The 15,001-nt window shown below is 63.3% G+C and carries 14 protein-coding genes and 2 pseudogenes; 6 read left to right on the top strand and 10 right to left on the bottom strand.

Translation table 11 applies throughout. The features are described 5' to 3' along the window. Nucleotides 1-6 precede the first annotated feature (6 nt). The 4 genes from ABZN20_RS11315 to ABZN20_RS11300 all read right to left on the bottom strand — a co-directional run bounded on the left by ABZN20_RS11315 (nucleotide 7) and on the right by ABZN20_RS11300 (nucleotide 2,149). The gene (locus ABZN20_RS11315; RefSeq protein WP_218808616.1) at nucleotides 7-318 is read right to left on the bottom strand and encodes a type II toxin-antitoxin system RelE/ParE family toxin; all 312 of its coding nucleotides are present in this window, start codon (nucleotides 316-318) and stop codon (nucleotides 7-9) included. After that, nucleotides 318-560: a type II toxin-antitoxin system ParD family antitoxin gene (locus ABZN20_RS11310; protein ID WP_218808617.1), complete on the bottom strand. Its 243-nt coding sequence runs from the start codon at nucleotides 558-560 to the stop codon at nucleotides 318-320. Before ABZN20_RS11310 ends, ABZN20_RS11315 begins: the two co-directional genes overlap by 1 nt. A 199-nt stretch (nucleotides 561-759) precedes the next feature. Then, complete coding sequence (locus ABZN20_RS11305) at nucleotides 760-1,095, bottom strand: helix-turn-helix transcriptional regulator (protein ID WP_367025322.1); 336 nt, start codon at nucleotides 1,093-1,095, stop codon at nucleotides 760-762. A gap of 763 nt (nucleotides 1,096-1,858) precedes the next feature. Then, on the bottom strand, nucleotides 1,859-2,149 hold the full coding sequence (locus ABZN20_RS11300) for a hypothetical protein (RefSeq protein WP_367025321.1): 291 nt from the start codon (nucleotides 2,147-2,149) through the stop codon (nucleotides 1,859-1,861). Between the two features lie 113 nt (nucleotides 2,150-2,262). Between ABZN20_RS11300 and ABZN20_RS11295 the strand changes: the two genes are divergently transcribed. Next, nucleotides 2,263-2,442 carry a hypothetical protein gene (locus ABZN20_RS11295; protein ID WP_367025320.1) on the top strand — a complete coding sequence of 60 codons (180 nt, stop codon included), beginning with the start codon at nucleotides 2,263-2,265 and terminating at the stop codon, nucleotides 2,440-2,442. A 232-nt stretch (nucleotides 2,443-2,674) separates the two neighbouring features. On the opposite strand, the gene ABZN20_RS11290 is transcribed toward ABZN20_RS11295, so the two are convergent. Both ABZN20_RS11290 and ABZN20_RS11285 read right to left on the bottom strand, forming a co-directional pair. Then, nucleotides 2,675-4,564, bottom strand: a complete 1,890-nt coding sequence (locus ABZN20_RS11290; protein ID WP_367025319.1) for a TonB-dependent receptor plug domain-containing protein — start codon at nucleotides 4,562-4,564, stop codon at nucleotides 2,675-2,677. A gap of 183 nt (nucleotides 4,565-4,747) precedes the next feature. Beyond that, nucleotides 4,748-5,077 (bottom strand): hypothetical protein, encoded by a 330-nt coding sequence (locus tag ABZN20_RS11285; protein WP_367025318.1) that lies wholly within the window; start codon nucleotides 5,075-5,077, stop codon nucleotides 4,748-4,750. Between the two features lie 84 nt (nucleotides 5,078-5,161). Here ABZN20_RS11285 and ABZN20_RS11280 point away from each other — a divergent pair, with 84 nt between their 5' ends. Then, on the top strand, nucleotides 5,162-6,310 hold the full coding sequence (locus tag ABZN20_RS11280) for a choice-of-anchor tandem repeat GloVer-containing protein (RefSeq protein ID WP_367025317.1): 1,149 nt from the start codon (nucleotides 5,162-5,164) through the stop codon (nucleotides 6,308-6,310). A 363-nt stretch (nucleotides 6,311-6,673) separates the two neighbouring features. Further along, complete coding sequence (locus ABZN20_RS11275; RefSeq protein WP_367025316.1) at nucleotides 6,674-7,852, top strand: helix-turn-helix transcriptional regulator; 1,179 nt, start codon at nucleotides 6,674-6,676, stop codon at nucleotides 7,850-7,852. A gap of 32 nt (nucleotides 7,853-7,884) precedes the next feature. Here ABZN20_RS11275 and ABZN20_RS11270 read toward each other — a convergent pair whose 3' ends face one another. From ABZN20_RS11270 to ABZN20_RS11260, 3 genes are read right to left on the bottom strand one after another with little or no spacing between them, the layout of a single operon-like run. Continuing rightward, complete coding sequence (locus ABZN20_RS11270) at nucleotides 7,885-8,082, bottom strand: type II toxin-antitoxin system HicA family toxin (RefSeq protein WP_218808634.1); 198 nt, start codon at nucleotides 8,080-8,082, stop codon at nucleotides 7,885-7,887. Further along, on the bottom strand, nucleotides 8,082-8,318 hold the full coding sequence (locus ABZN20_RS11265) for a DUF1902 domain-containing protein (RefSeq protein ID WP_218808635.1): 237 nt from the start codon (nucleotides 8,316-8,318) through the stop codon (nucleotides 8,082-8,084). The genes ABZN20_RS11270 and ABZN20_RS11265 overlap by 1 nt, the downstream gene beginning before the upstream one ends. Before the next feature lie 33 nt (nucleotides 8,319-8,351). Then, nucleotides 8,352-11,063, bottom strand: a complete 2,712-nt coding sequence (locus ABZN20_RS11260; RefSeq protein WP_367025315.1) for an MMPL family transporter — start codon at nucleotides 11,061-11,063, stop codon at nucleotides 8,352-8,354. Between the two features lie 530 nt (nucleotides 11,064-11,593). Between ABZN20_RS11260 and ABZN20_RS11255 the strand changes: the two are divergent. Further along, nucleotides 11,594-12,139 (top strand): annotated as a pseudogene (locus ABZN20_RS11255) (bile acid:sodium symporter); the annotation flags it as partial. An 87-nt stretch (nucleotides 12,140-12,226) separates the two neighbouring features. On the opposite strand, the gene ABZN20_RS11250 reads toward ABZN20_RS11255, so the two are convergent. Beyond that, nucleotides 12,227-13,612 (bottom strand): sulfotransferase family protein, encoded by a 1,386-nt coding sequence (locus ABZN20_RS11250; RefSeq protein ID WP_367025314.1) that lies wholly within the window; start codon nucleotides 13,610-13,612, stop codon nucleotides 12,227-12,229. 495 nt (nucleotides 13,613-14,107) lie between these two features. Here ABZN20_RS11250 and ABZN20_RS11245 point away from each other — a divergent pair. Further along, nucleotides 14,108-14,284, top strand: a pseudogene (locus ABZN20_RS11245) (transposase); the annotation flags it as partial. Beyond that, the gene (locus tag ABZN20_RS11240) at nucleotides 14,284-14,871 is read left to right on the top strand and encodes an IS5 family transposase (RefSeq protein ID WP_367025145.1); all 588 of its coding nucleotides are present in this window, start codon (nucleotides 14,284-14,286) and stop codon (nucleotides 14,869-14,871) included. The pseudogene ABZN20_RS11245 and the gene ABZN20_RS11240, both read left to right, overlap by 1 nt. Nucleotides 14,872-15,001 lie beyond the last annotated feature (130 nt).

Genomic DNA, 15,001 nt, shown 5'->3' with positions numbered 1-15,001 from the left:
ACCCCTTCAATCCGTATCCGGTCCCTGCAGATGGCATTCCACGTCCATGCGTTCATGCAGGACGCGTACGATCTCGATGCAGCCGGCGTTAAGCAAGCGGTAGAAGACAATGTGCCGGCCGACTCTAAGCTTGCGGTAGCCGGGGCGAACGGCTCCGCAGTCCCCGCCTTTGAAGGGATCAGCCGCCGGTTCGTGGAAAGCGCCGTCCAGCGATGCGAGATAGCGGTTTCGCTGTTCGCGTCCCCAGGTATCGGCGGTATGGCGTCCGATGGACTTCAAGTCAGCCTTGGCTTTGTTCGTGAGGACGAAGCGCGGCATCAGGAAACGTTTTCCCGGTCGAGCTCCTCGATCAGGCCTTCAAGGGAATAATCCGCCCTTCCGCTATCCTCCCCATCCTTCAGGGCGCGCGCCAAAGCTTCGAGCCGTGTTTCCCTCTCTTCGAGCACCCTCAGTCCTGCCCGGATGACTTCGCTCGCGGAAGCAAAACGCCCTTTGGTGATCTGCTGGGCGATGAACTGATCAAAATGCTGGCCCAAGGTGACGCTGGTGTTCTTGTGCATGTGTCATGACCTCCACATCCGTAATATATACCAATAAATATTGATTATTGGTATGGCAAAGGTTGCCATGGTATTCAGCCAGTCGCAAGCCGCTCATGCCATGGAAAAGGATCGTATGTGCTGACGCAAGGAAGCGCATCGTTCGAGTATAGCGCGAGCGATGCGCCTCTCTTCGTTCGGCACATCCAACGAAGATGTCTCACCCGCCATCCAAATCCACCTTGACCGCCGGCAGCGAGGCGAGCAGCTTCACCAACTCGGCCAGGCGTCGGGTATGGGTTTTCTCGAACAGGCGGCGGACCTGGGTGCGCACCGTGCTGAGCGACACGCCGCTATCGGCCGCGTACTCGCCGGGGCTCAAGCCCCGGACCAGCGCCCCGGCCAAGCGTGCCTCCGCCGGGTCGGACACCAGCAGCAGAACCAGCGGCGTTTGCCAGGCGCGAGCGGGCCGACAGCGGCACCGTCGACAGATGCAGGTCCGGCCGCTCCCCGCCGCGCGGCAGCCGCATCCCGCCGCCTTTGCCCGCGGCGGCATCGCGCAGCAGGGTGCTCAACGCCGCTTGGCTGCGCGGGAGGGTATGGACCAGCCTGCCGTTCCGTACCGACAGCCCCATCTTGTTTCTCAGCAATGCTTCCGCCGCCGCATTGGCGAAGCGGACCGCGCCGGTTCCGTCCGCGATCAGCACCGGGAAATCCAGCGTATCCAGGGCCCGCAGGCCGCCGTCCAGTTTCAGGCGCAGGTCTTCGGACTTGAGATAAAGCCGGGTTAGCGAGGATTTGGCAAAGAATAACTTCCCGAAATTGACAGCCGTCGTTCCGGCATGGACTCACGGCAGGCCATCCTGCCTGCCGCCCTTCGGGTAAATGCACAAATCGGCAGGAAAGCCGATTGACAGGTCCCGTCCCTGGGATCTGCCCTCCGGGCCATGCTCCGCATGTTCAAATTTGCTCCCTGCAAATTTGTGCACGCGTAGCGCCCGAAGGGGGCGGCATAGGGATGTGCCGCATAAAATCCGCTCCCGGCGGATTTGTGCCGGGACCCAGGTTCCAGGGATGGCATGGCCCGGGAACATCCCTGTAGCCTGGATGCCGGCACTCGCCAGAGCGCGTATGCGAATCCTTGCCGGCATGACGGTGCTTTGAACGAAAATGTCGTTCGGCCATATCCGTAGCTCGTAGGATTAGGACACTGCTCCCGCTTCGGTTTCGCTCAGTGCAAGGCTCAGGGCACCAAGCCTGCCGACATCAGTCCTGAGCGCAGTGTCCTGAGTACAGCCGATAGGGGTTGAGTACAAATGTCAAGCGGCGTGTCCTACATGGCTGTCATGTGCCAGGTCAACCACTGCCTTGAGCATCTTTACGTCGAAAGTGGCCGGGCCGCGGTACTCGACCAAGAGATTGGCGGCTCTTTGATCGATGCCGTTCAGTGCAAGCATTTGCTGCCGGCTCATCGCCTGAATACGCTCTTCCAGCGCTTCTCGAACGTCACACATCAGATGCCCTTCACCGAAATCCGCGTCCCAGTACTCAACGTGCAGCGAATACTCTTTTAAGATCTCGTCGATAGTCTTCTGAGATGTCTTGGTCATAAACCCGGTCTCCTAAAATGCGGTGATTATCTTCGAACGATTTCGCGTCAGAATTGGCAGGATACGAAGTAATCAGCGTCCCATTTTTACTTAGTAGCACGACCCATCGCCCGGTGTCCAACGCCGCTTTTGCCGAAATCAACCGCCTGTCGCAGGGCTCCGCAATCGTAAGAGTTCGCGCCGCCGCCAGAACGCCGAAGGTTTTTTTCCAAGTAGCCGGCTTCGTCCTCGACCGATCCCTCGCGCAAGCGTTTTTCCAGGTGCCGCTGACGATTTCGATCGCTATTCCATAACCCGCGGAATACTTCGAGATGGCTGCTTCCGGCCTCCCTGGCTGCTTCTGCTCTTCGCGCTACTGCGTCTATGACGCGGTCGGCAACCTTCCTCATGGATGCCAGTTATCACCTACCCGCCTGAGCCGGTAAAGGAGGTCGGCATTGCTGTTGACCACATTCTCTCTGTCTTCGCGGGTTGGGACTCGCGGGAACCGTCTTTTTCTGGTTCCGCCGGAATGATCGAACCCGGTCAGGGCAAACCCGCCCGTATCCCTCCATACATCGCGGCACCGGGGACGCCGAGGATGTAGGTGTCGGAGGTCTGGTTGTTGGTGATGTTTTCGCCGCGGACGTAAAGGGAGAGACGGGGGTCGACGATGTAGTTCAGCGTCATGTTGATGAGCAGGGCGTCGCCTATGCGGATGTTGCGGCCATCGGAGTAGCTCGCGCCGCGGTAGATGGCTTCGCTCCAGAGGCGCAGGGGCCAGGCCTGGCCGCGCCATTCGGTCCAGAAGCGGCCGATGTTGTCGGGGCGGTGCGGCAGCGGGGCGCCGGTGTCCAGGTTTTCGTTCGAGCTCAAGGTGTAGTCGATGCCGCTGCTGAATTGCGCGTTCCAGGCCGTGGCGCCTTGCATTTCCAGGCCCATGATGCGGGTGCGGGGAATGTTTTCCGAGCGGTAGAGGCCGATCGGCAGCCGGGCCAGGATGATCAGATCGTCGAAGCGGTTGTAGTAGCCGGTCAGGGAAAGCTGGGTCGAGCCGGTGACGTCCCAGTTGAATCCCGCCTGGCCGCTGGCGCCATGCTCGGGGCGCAGCGTGGGGTTGCCGATGAAGGGCGTGAGCAGCTCGGGGAAACCGGGCAGGCGGTAACCGATGCCGCCGTCCGCGAAGACGGCGAATTCGGGCAGTATCCGGTACTGACTGCCGGCGTGGAAGGTGGTGTGGACGCCGTACTGTTCGTAGCTGTCGGTACGGAAGCCGACCACGCCCGAGTAGCGGTCGGACTTCACTTCCAGGCGCCCGACGGCGGCGCCGGTGGCGCGCTGGCCGCGGTACCGTCCATCCGGCGTGGAGCCGTCCTCGTACCAGCCTTCGCCGCCCCAGGTCAGGCGCCAGGTGCCGGTATCCGGCGTGATCCACTGGTGCAGGTTCTCCCAGCGCGCCAGATAGGTGTGGGCGAGCATGCCGGTCTCGACGGTGCCGGAGCGGACCGTCTTCTGCTGCTGGGTGAAGCCGAACTGAAGCCCGCTCTGCCAATGATCATGGAGTGCGACGCGGCTGCGGTTCTGCGCCAGCCAGGTTTCCTGGTCGATGAAGGCGTTGGGGTCGTCCACGAAATCGAGGACGTGCTCCGGTGTAAGGACGTACTTGCCGTAGCCGCTGTGGGAGTCGGAATACACCAGGCTGCTCTCGGTTTCCCCCACATCGCCCAGTTTGGCGCTGCCGCGCAGGGTGGCGAGGCTGGCGTTGGCCGGTTTGCGGTAGCCGTCCCCGAATTGCGGATTGACATAGGGCGTGCCGTCGAAGAAATCGTCCCGGCTGTAGGTGCCGCTGATCCGGCCGTGGTCGCCGGCCCAGCTTCCGGCCACGGTATCGCGCAGAGCGCCGAAACTGCCGCCTTCGATGTGGGCCGAACCGGTGGTGGCGAGCAGGTCGCGGGTCGACAGCCGGATCAGTCCGCCCAGGGCATGGCTGCCGTAGAGCACGGCGCCGGAACCGCGGATCATCTCTGTATTCTCGAAGGCTTCCGCCGGCATCCCCGCGAGGTTGAACTGGCCGGTGTTGCTGATCGGCAGCGGGATGCCGTCGATCTGGATCAGGCCGTAGCCGCTGGCGCCGCGCAAGGTGAGGGAGGCCACCCCGCCTGCAGGCACCGTGAGCATGTTGAGGCTGGGAAAGCCCTGCAGCGTCTCTTCCAGCCCCCGTTTGCCGGAGCGGATCAGCGCCTGGTTGTCGAGGGCGGTGACGGCGTGGTCGTCGGTCTGGTGGCCGAAGGGATAGCTCAGGGTGCCGGACACCACCAGCGGGCTCAGGTGGACGATGGATTTCTGCTCGTCTTCCTTGAGCGTTTGCTCATTGGCCGTGGCCGACAGGCTTGCCATGGCCGTCAGCAAGCCGATGACTCCAGCCCGCAAGCTCATAGAGCGATTCTCCTTTCTTGTAGTTGTAAGTGGAATGCCTCGCCGCTCGGATCGCGCCGGCATATGGGGCCGAAGTCTATGCCGACCTGTTGAGAACCTCAATCTGCGCGCGGGATGGCGCCGATCCGCGGCACTGTGGGGCGGACCTTTCGGCTCCCGCTTCGGCTTCGCTCAGCGCAAGGATCAGGACTGATGCCCGTACCCTTTATCACAAATCACCGAAGAAATCATCATCCATTTGGATGATGTGCGGGAGGAAACCGAGGTGGTAGCTTGGCTGCCGTACGGGCCGGCGCTTCGCGAGCGCCGCACCGGCCCGGCCAGGAACGACAAAGATCGGGTGGAACCCGGCAATGAACGAGAAAACGCCATGAACGGAGAGATGAACATGCCTTCTTTCAAGCCTTCGTGCTTCGCGGCCTCGGTCGTATCCCCGCTGCTGAGGGCGCGGCGGGCCATTTCCGAAGCGAGCAATCCGCAAACTTCCCGGGCCTTACTATGAACGCCGCTCATTTTCTTGACACGTCGCCGGGTGCTCCGGCCCCACACGGCCGCTGTACCGAAGACGGTACTTTCGGTGAGGAGCAACACGCGGGTATGGGCCGTGTCGCCGCCCCCGGCGCCATTGCGGGCGTGTGCCGCGACTTCGACATGGCGCGTGGAGCGCATCCCTACGCCGCGGTAAGCTTCGGGCCGGATGGCGCGCTGTACGGGACGACCTGGCGCGGCGGCAGCGCCGACCGCGGCACGGTGTTCCGGCTCGGCCTGGATGGCGCCTTCCGCGTGCTGCACGACTTCGACGGGGCGCACGGTTCGAATCCGTATGCCGCTCCGGCCTTCGGCCCCGACGGGACGCTCTACGGCACCACCGTGAACGGCGGCGAATCGGACCAGGGTACGGTCTACCGGATCGATTCCGCCGGTCGCTTCGGTATCCTGCACGACTTCGAGCGCATGCACGGGGCGAACCACTACGCGCCCGTCAAGCTGGGACCGGACGGCGCCTTGTACGGCGCGGCCTGGACCGGCGCCCATGCGGGTCACGGCACCGTGTACCGGATCCATCCCGACGGCGGCTTCGACGTCCTGCATCATTTCGACGGAACCGCCGGCGCCAACCCTTACGGCGCTCCGGCATTCGCGCCGGACGGAACCCTCTACGGCACCGCCTGGAGCGGCGGCGGCCTGGGGGCCGGTCTGGTGTACCGGATCGACCCGGGCGGCCGTTTCGGCGTAGTGCACACTTTCGACCTCAAGCGCGGCGCCAGTCCGTACGCCGGACTGGTTGCCGGTCCGGACGGCGCGTTCTACGGCACCACCGTCGGCGGCGGGCGTTCGAACGCCGGCACGATCTACCGTCTCCTCCCCGACGGCCGTTTCGGCGTTTTGCACCACTTCGACGGGAAGGAGGGGGCCCAGCCCTTCGCCGCCGTGGCGTTCGGAAAAGGGGGACTTTACGGCACCACTCGCGGAGGCGGCCGAGCGGGCGCCGGGACCGTGTACCGCATCGGCCCGGACGGCCGTTTTGGCATCCTGCACGAATTCGATGGGGCTCAAGGGGCGTATCCCTACGCCGGCATCACCCTCGGCCCGGATGACACGCTCTACGGCACCACCGCTAACGGCGGCGGCTCCAGCATCGGCACGGTGTACCGGATCGACCCGGCCAACGGTTTCAGCGTGCTGCACGATTTCGAGCGGAGCCCCGGCATCTATCCGGGCCTCGCTGCGATTTTTGGGTTGTAGTGGCGGATCGCCTGCCGGCTCCGCCCACCGGTGGTAGCTCCGATTAGCGCAGCGTAATCGGAGGGAATGCTGTAGGGCGATGCCAAAGGCGATCCGCCAACCAATCCCCCAAGCCACACGATTTGTGGGCTTGGCCAGCATGCGTGTTGTTTCGGGATGGCGGAACCCGGAGAAGCCGGTTCCGCCCTACGGCGGATGCCGAAGGGCGATCCGCCAACGGCGTCCGGATGAGGCGCGCGCCTTTTTCGGATTGAAGGAACGGCGGGAAAAATAGTGTAATAGGTTCCGGTTCGGATCAGTGGCTGGCCGGTCAGGCGCTTTCGAGCCATTCGGGCAAATCGGGCGTCTCATGCGGAAGGCCTTATGAGCGGGAAAGATTCAAAGCCGGAAACCGTGCACACCGAAGGCCGGTGCGGCCCGGATTACGATGAGCTGGTTCAGGCCATTTACGAGTCAGCCCTGGATCCGGAGAGCTGGCAGAAAACGCTCGATCAGTTGCGCATCCACCTCGATGCGAGCGCGTTCAATCTGATCGGTTTCAAGCTGACCGACTACGCCAACCCGTTCCTGCTCAGCTACAACATCCCAAGCGATTACGGCAAGAACTACCAGGCTTACTGGGGCGAGCGCGACATCTGGGTTCAGGCGGCACGCGACAAGAGCCTGGCCGAGGGCGGCCACACGCTCGCCGGCGGCATGCTGGTGGAGCGGCGGGAGCTGGTCCGGAGCGCGTTCTACAACGACTGGCTGGTGAACCAGAACATCGGCGATGTGCTTTGCAGCAATTTATGGGATGCGGAGTCCGATACGCCGCATGTCGTGCTCTGCTTCTTCCGCGGCGTCGGCTCGGAGGGTTTCGAGGAGGCAGACCGCCTGAGGCTGCAAAGCATCTCCAGGCACCTCAACCGGGCTTTCCGGATCGCTTTCCGGTTGGGTGTGCTGGAGCGCGGCGGCGTTCTCAAGGAGTCGGTGATCGCCGGGTTCAGCCATGCCGTTTTCGTGCTCGACGCCGGATGCAGGGTTCTGCATTGCAATCCGGCCGCCGAGCGGCTGCTGGATTCCCGGCCGGCGGCGATCAAGATCCGCCATGGCCGGGTCATCGCGCTCGGCACGCGCGCCTGCCCCGACTTCGACGAAGCCCTGAGTCTGGCGGATCAGGGCCGGCATGCGCGAGTCGCCTTCACCCTTGCCAAACCGGGGGAGGCGGGCGAAACGCTCAGTGCCCTGGTCGCCCCGCTGGGCGAAGTCTCCGTGCTGGGGCTGCCGTCGCTGCATGCGCGCTATCTGCTGGTGATCGAGAATTGCCGCGGGATCAACGAGGACGCGCTGCGGTCGTTCTGCGGGCTGTTTCAACTGACCGCGGCGGAGCAGTCCGTGCTGCTCGGGCTGATGGATGAAGCGACGCCCGAGGCGATCGCGGCGACCCTGCGCGTGAGCGTCGCCACGGTCCGCTCCCACATCCAGCATATCCGCCAGAAAACCGGCGTCCGCCGCCTCGCCGAACTGGTCCGCATGGCGCTGGCCGCCAGCCGTGCGCCGTGATCCCGGCTTCCGGGGCCGATTCCCGCTCGTTTTCAGAATCGCTTGGGCAGGCCGGCCTGTTTGAGCACGGCGTTTGCCGTATGGCGCGACTTGATCTTTTGGTCAACGGTGAAGTGGGTGCTAGTCTGGGGAGAAAACCAGATGTCGTGATCGCCTTTTCCTCCCCGGACGAAGTGACAGCCTGCTTCGAGCAATATCCGTTTGAGTTCAGGTGTGAAACTATTGCCCATCAGTGCATGGCCCGGTGCGCCACCGAAAATTTGCGGGCCAGAAGTTCGAATGGCACTTCAGGGCCTTCTGGATAGCTGTTCGCATCAAGCAGTTCTGGGACCAGGCTTTCCAATTTCGATGACAAGGCTTCCAGTGTTTCGGCTTCTGTGGCGAGGCCTGCTACGTCGTCGGACGTCGCTACCCAGACTTCCGCCTCGTCGTCCCATTCGGCCCGAATAAAAAGGATCTTGCGCATGTTTTGCTCCTGTTCAGCAGATCGGCTGCTGGTTCATTCTAAGCCGGGAGTCTCCTCATGTGTTCGATCGCAAGGAAATCGTTTCAATCGCCCCAAATGCTCCGTCTGCGCCAGCAGCGCCGGCAGCACGATCATGCTGCACAAGAGCGTGGCGAAGATGCCGATGCTCAGCATGATCCCCATGCTGGCCATGCCGAGATGGGGCGACACCGCGAGGTTGCCGAAGCCGCTGATGTTGGTGAGCGCGCTCAGCACGACGGCCAGGGCGGTGCTGGTGTGCAGGAGGATGCCGTCCTTCGGCGGTGCGGTGCGGAAGCGGTGGACCATGTGGATGCAGTTGTCCACCCCCATGCCGAAGACCAGCGGCAGGGCGATGATGTTGGCGAAGTTGAAGGGAACCTTCGCCAGCGCCATGGCCGCCCCCGTCAGCAGGGAAGCCAGCAGCAGCGGCAGCAGGACCAGCAGCACGTCGATCTTTTTCTCCATGGTCAGGAACAGGATCACGGTGATCGCCACGATGGCGTAGGCGAAGGCCTGCAGGAAGGCCGTCACCACGGCGTCGCTGGATTCGAGGAACAGCACCGGCACCCCGGTGGCATGCGGCACCACCTGCCGGACCTGGTCCACGAACCGGCGCATGGCTTGCGGGTCGTGGAGGTCCTCTTTCGGCCGGATTTCGACCCGCTGGACGCCATCCTTGGTGATCCAGCGGGAGCGGAAGTCGTCCGGCAGGTCGCCGATGCCGACCCGGCGGGCTTTCAGCGCGTCGGCCAGCCGGGCGAGCCGGCTGCCGAGCCCGCCCACCAGGGCCTGCGATACCCGCGCCACGGTTTCGGTGCGGGCCTCGCCCTGCGTGGACTGGATGCGTTCGGCCAGCCGGGCCTGCTGTGCGGCGAGGCGGAAGCCGGCCGGCGCGTCGGCGGCGTCGGGGTGGGCCGAGAGGTGAGCCGTGAGGGTCGCCAGGAACCGGAGCACGGCTGCGGCCTCCTCGTCGGGCGCGGGTCGCGGCTTGGTGTCGCCCGATGCCGGCTGCGGCCCCAGGGTCAGTGCCATCTGGTCGATCAGGTCCAGTTTTTCGTCCTGGTCTTCCGGCACGAAATCCTCGAGCGTCAGGACCTTGTCCACGACCGGCAGGCTTTCCAGCCGCTGTTTCATGGCCGCCGCTTCTCCGCCGTCCCTGGCCAGCGCCGCCAGGAACCACGGTGAATCGGAGCCGTCGGCCAGCAGTTCGCGGAAGGTCCGGACCGACTCGGCGGTGGGGTCCTGGAGGTTGAGCGGATTCTGGTCGAAGCGCGCCGACTTCAGTTGTACGAAGGCGAGGGCGGCGACGATGGCCGCGGTGATCAGAACGCTCCGCGAATGGCGCAGCGGAAACGTCAGGAGATTCCGCTGCCAGCGCGGCGGCTCCGTGTGTCCGGCATGGGGGCCGAGGTAACGGGAAGGACGCCGCAGGCCGAGGAAAGCCGGGAGGATGGCGAGCGTCACCAGCAGACTGATGAACATGCCGGCGCCGGAAATGATCCCCAGCTCGGCGACGCCCCGATAGCTGGTCGGCACGAAGCAGAAAAAGCCCACGGCGGTGGTGAGTGTGCCGATTTCCAGCGATCCGCCGACGTGGCGGACGGCGCGTTTCAGCGCACTGCGGTGGCTGTGCGAGCGGCAGGCCAGCTCGCGGTAACGCAGGCTCAGATAAATGGCGTAATCGGCGCCGATGCCGATGTACATCACGGAGAAGGCGACCGAGATCAGATTGAGCTGGCCGAGCGCCACGGCGGCGAAGGCGGCGGTGAAGATCAGCCCGAGCACCAGTCCGATCTGCACGGTCAGCACCAGCCACGGCGACCGCAACCCGACCAGCATGACCAGGCTGACCCCCAGGAACGAGCCGAGGCTCGCCATCTGGGCGCCGATGCTGGCGCTCTTGAGCTCGTCCACGGACAGGGCGGCGGCACCGGTGAGCCGCATGGTCACGCCGCTTTCCTCCAGGCGCAGTTCCTTGCCGGTCTGGCGGATCGCCGCCATCAGGTTTTCGCCGGGCGCCAGCGAGCTGTATTCGATCCGCGGCATGACCTCCAGCAGCACGCGCCTGTCGGCGGGCTTGGCGTCCTCGCCGGCCATCAGTTCGATCCAGGACAGGGGCGTCCCGGAGCCGTCCAGATGGCCGCCGAGCGCCGAGGCGATCCGGTCGAACACGGTGGCGAAATCGATGTCCTTGTCCTCCCCGGTGCGCAAGGCCCGCTCCAGGAGCGAGAACACGCCGCGCAGGCTCCGGTCGGCGGACACCTCCGCCAGGAATGGCTGCACCTTGGCCAGGTGATCGGACAGTTTTTCCAGGTCCGCGTCGTCGTCGAACAGCAGGCCGTTCTCGCGGAAGAATCCGCTTTCCGGCGAATAGAACACCCATTCGAATTGGGCGGAATCCTCGCGCAGCCGGTGATAGAGTCTGGCCGCCGCGTCCCGCGCCTGGTCCGGCGTCGGGGCGTCGAGGACGATGACGATGGAATCGCGGAACTGCGGGAAGGCCCTTTCGTAGGCCAGCTTGTCCTGGCGCCACGGCAGTTCGTCCGACAGGACGTTGCCGGGGTAGGTGTTGATGCGGAGGTTGTGGATCGTGTAGTTTACGGCGGCCGCGGCGGCGAGGATCGAAATAAGGATCACCGCCACGGCGTGGCGCATCGAAAAATAGAACCAGACGGACAACAGGCGGTCGATGCGGGTCCGCAGGCGTATTTTTCGCGTGATCAAAACGTGCCTCCTTTTTATATTTCTGGACGGTCGGGCTACGAGAATCTGATAATGAAACGCTGCGCGAGGCGTTTTGAATGTGGGTATCCGAACCCACGGTCGGGTTACTTTCTTTTGTACGGACAAAAGAAAGTAACCAAAGAAAAACCGCCCGGAGACCGCGAAATCCCTTGCGCTTCTCGCTTTCGGCGAGGGTCCATCGAAGGGGCTCCTGCCCCTCGATGGACGAGCCGCCTCCCCGCGGCTCCCCTTCGGGCCATTCTCGCCGAAAGCTGCGATGCTCAGCGCGGTCTGACGGGAAGAAAATCAAGAGCCGAGTCGGCCACGCTTCGCGTAGCCTTTGAACAGATTCTCCTTATCTATATAGCGCAAGCGTTCCGCCGTCGATTTGGCGGGCGGTTGAAGTCGTATTTCACATCGGCTTACTCTTGCCGCCGGGAAAGGCGGCTCCACGGCCTTGCTTCTTCTTATCATCTTCCGTGTCCTACAATCTTCCGATACCACCCGAGCTTCTGATCCGCGGTCTGACCATGGCTTCCCTGGGAGGGCTGCTGCTGGCGGTCGGCCTGCGGCTCGAAGTCGCAGCGGTCGCCACGGCCATCCGGGGCTGCCGGTGGTCCGTCGTTCTGCCGCTCAATTTCATCGCGGTTCCGCTGCTGGCATACGGCCTGGCGCGTGGCTTCGCGCTTCCTCCGGAATATGCGGCCGGGATGCTCTTGCTGGCGGCCGCACCCTTCGCCCCGGTCGTGCCGGTCTTCGTGAAAATGGCGCGGGGCGATCTGGCGCTCGCGGCCGGGCTGACCGCGATTTTTCCCCTGTTCGCCATTTTTCTCACGCCGCTGGCTTTCGATGCCGGTTTCACGGCCCTGGGTGGCGCTGCCACGCTCCGGTTCAGCTATCTGAATCTTCTGACCGTGCTGTCCTGCACCGTCAGCATGCCGCTCATCGCGGGCATGGCACTCAGATTCGGACTGCCCGGGCTGGCCGGCCGCCTCCTCCGGCCTCTGGATATCCTGGCGGAAACGGCGGGAGCGGTGTCGCTGGCGTTCGTGACCTGGGTCGAGTCCGCCACGCTTTTCGCCACCGGCTGGAAACCTCTCATGGCATTCGTTCTGGCGGGGGAGCTATCGTTCTGTCTGGGCTATGCCTTCGGCGGGCCGGGCTCACAGGGCCGGCGAGTGATCGCATTCGGCACAGCCAACCGCAACATCGCCCTGGCCATCCTCATCTCCGTGGAGAGCTTCGCCGGCACGCAGGTGGTGGCGGTGGTGGTGGCCAACGGTCTTGCGCTGATTCTCCTCGGCCTCCTGCACGCCGCGTATTACCGCTTGCTTGCTGGAAGCCGGGGACTGGCGGTGCCCGCCCGGACCAAGCGCCTTCCTTAGGTTTTTCGCCTTCCGGCCTTGGAGGGAGGCCGCCTCGCCGTCCAGGCCGTAGCTTTCGAGCACCGGACCCAGTTCCTCGCGTATCCACTGTTTCGACAGGCCGAATTCTTCCAGTGAATAGCGATGGGTGCTCTGGAATGCGCGCTGCCGCTCGGTGAATTCCCGCAGCGCCGCTCGGTAGGATCCGGCCATGTTCCAGCCGAAATGGCGGTAAAGGGCGGCGATCGTGCGGCCCGGATCGGCCCGGAGATCGCGGTAGTCGATGGCGTAAAAATTGGCGGGTTCCACTCGCGCGCGGAACCGGTGCAGATGCCGGTACCACTCGGCTGCCAGGGCGGCGTAGGCTTTCGACTCGCCCCCGTCTTTCTCGATTTCCGGCGAATGGGCCTGCCAGACCGGAACGAACAGGCTGACGTGGGAGGGGATGGCTTCGTCCGGGTGGCGAACGATGGTGATGAAGCGGGCGTCGGGAAACTCCTCTGCGATCGACTCGATGGCGCCCGAAGCATGGGTCGACTTGACCAGCAGGATGCGCCCGCCGCCGTTGGCGTAAACGTGGCGCTGCATGCAGGAGCGGTAGTAGGCCATCAGCTTGCGGCGGGATGCCGGCGGAAGGGCATCGGGAAAACCCACCTCCCAAAGCGGCTCCACGAACGGAAACAGCATGAAGATCGCTTCGGAAGCGAAGGCGTAGAGGAACAGCGCCTGGTCTTCCTCCGGCTGGTCCAGCCGCATCCGGTGCATCTCGTCCCAGCCGCCGAACCATTTCCGCTCGCACCATTGCATCAGGCGCCGGATCATGCCGCCGCATTGGACGTCGATCCGGGCCAGACCGTTGAAGACGGCCTGAAAGCAGATGCTCGGAAAGATGGTCTGGTACATCTTCCAGTGCACGAAACGCTGCTCATCCGCGCAGAGCACGCGCTGCAGGAAGGAGGTCCCGCTCCGGGGCGGGGCGATCACGAATACCGGCCGTTCGACACCGGTTTTTCTGAAGCCGGGAAAGAAGACGTGGTCCAGCAGGCGGCCGAGCAACACGAAAGCCACGAATGCGAGATAGAGGGCTGAAAAGAGCAGTACGTAAAACCAGCGCCTGAGGCGGAACGGCCGCTGGAACAACGCCAGGCGCAGGGCTTTCAGAAAGCCGCGGTAATTGAAGAACATGGGGCTGCCACTGTGAGAGGTTTTGGTGGGTGCGCGCCTGGATTCGCGGCCAGCCCGGTCCGCGTGATCCACGCCAATGGGCGCGTCCGAGTTCTGTTCGAAAGGGCCTAGGAGCGGCGTGCGAGTCCGGCGTTATCGGCAGGATATCGCAAGGCCTTCTCACGCGGATCGGATCGGCGATCGCCGAATTCACTCGGCGCCGCGCCGATCCGCCGGCCCGGGCGGAATGAATGAGAAGAAATGTGGGATGACAATTGTTCGGGTGTTCTCATTATTTTTTCTTCATCGGCAGGGTTTCTGTCGGCGGGCACTCATGGAAGCGGCCTGATCCGTGCTCAGCCGTATGTGGTGAGAGTACTTTACTAGAACTTCGGCCATTTTTCGCTCTCGAATAATCTCGGTCTGAGAACCTGTCTTGAAAAATCTATTCAGAACCTGTCTTGAAAAACAAAACGTAGTAAAGTCAATGGTCCCTGGACCTGACGAGCGAAGCCATTGAGTTATCCGAGTGATTTGAAAGAGCACGAATGGGCGCGGATAGAGCGCTACTTTCAGCCCAATGATCGGCGAGGCAGCGGGTGTAAGCATTCGCGAAAACGCATCGTCGATGCCATTCTGTACTTGGTGAAAACGGGTGCCCAGTGGCGGCAGTTGCCCAACGACTTTCCTCCGTGGAAAACGGTGTACGACCATTTCAGCCGCTGGAACAAAAACGGCGTTTGGGAACGCGCGCTGGACGACTTGAATCGGCAACGGCGAAAAAAAACGGCAGAGCGCCCTGTCCCCGCTACGGCATCATTGATTCGCAAAGCGTCAAAACCCAGTACGACAGCGAAGAGCGTGGCATCGACGGCGGCAAAAAAGTGAAAGGCCGCAAACGCCATATCGTGGTCGATGTCTTGGGCAATCTGTTGCACGTCCAGGTTCATGCCGCCAACCTTCACGATACGGTGGGGGCTTGCGAGGTGCTGCGTCGAGCCGCGGAAAAGCATCCCGGTCTACAGGCCTTTTCCGGCGACGCCGGGTATCGCGGCACCGCCGTTCGGTTTGTCGACGAGACCTTGGGGTTGACGCTGCATATTTCCGAGAAGATCAAAGATGGCTTCGCAGTCCTGCCCAAGCGCTGGGTGGTCGAGCGCACCTTCGCTTGGCTCGGGTCGTTCCGCCGACTCGCCAAGGATGTCGAAATCCTCACCGCCACTGCCGAAAACATGATTCGCATCGCCATGCTCAAGCTGACTCTTGCTAAATGTGCTTAAACTTTTACCAGACAGGTTCTCAAGCAAAGTCAATCAGTTGAAATCAGGAAAATTCTCCGCTCAAGTAGGGTGGATAAGCGATAGCGCATCCACCTCCGCGCCGACTCGAAGAGCAGCGGAGCTGACTCGG

The organism is Methylococcus sp. ANG (genome assembly GCF_040730495.1).
Lineage (GTDB): Bacteria > Pseudomonadota > Gammaproteobacteria > Methylococcales > Methylococcaceae > Methylococcus.
This window is presented reverse-complemented; position numbering and strand designations above follow the sequence as displayed.

Coding starts and splice junctions, on each gene's coding strand:
- ABZN20_RS11275 (WP_367025316.1), top strand. CDS start 6,674: ATGAGCGGGAAAGATTCAAAGCCGGAAACCGTGCACACCGAAGGCCGG.
- ABZN20_RS11250 (WP_367025314.1), bottom strand. CDS start 13,612: ATGTTCTTCAATTACCGCGGCTTTCTGAAAGCCCTGCGCCTGGCGTTG.
- ABZN20_RS11285 (WP_367025318.1), bottom strand. CDS start 5,077: ATGAGCGGCGTTCATAGTAAGGCCCGGGAAGTTTGCGGATTGCTCGCT.
- ABZN20_RS11315 (WP_218808616.1), bottom strand. CDS start 318: ATGCCGCGCTTCGTCCTCACGAACAAAGCCAAGGCTGACTTGAAGTCC.
- ABZN20_RS11265 (WP_218808635.1), bottom strand. CDS start 8,318: ATGCGCAAGATCCTTTTTATTCGGGCCGAATGGGACGACGAGGCGGAA.
- ABZN20_RS11300 (WP_367025321.1), bottom strand. CDS start 2,149: ATGACCAAGACATCTCAGAAGACTATCGACGAGATCTTAAAAGAGTAT.
- ABZN20_RS11310 (WP_218808617.1), bottom strand. CDS start 560: ATGCACAAGAACACCAGCGTCACCTTGGGCCAGCATTTTGATCAGTTC.
- ABZN20_RS11270 (WP_218808634.1), bottom strand. CDS start 8,082: ATGGGCAATAGTTTCACACCTGAACTCAAACGGATATTGCTCGAAGCA.
- ABZN20_RS11280 (WP_367025317.1), top strand. CDS start 5,162: ATGGGCCGTGTCGCCGCCCCCGGCGCCATTGCGGGCGTGTGCCGCGAC.
- ABZN20_RS11290 (WP_367025319.1), bottom strand. CDS start 4,564: ATGAGCTTGCGGGCTGGAGTCATCGGCTTGCTGACGGCCATGGCAAGC.
- ABZN20_RS11305 (WP_367025322.1), bottom strand. CDS start 1,095: ATGCCGCCGCGGGCAAAGGCGGCGGGATGCGGCTGCCGCGCGGCGGGG.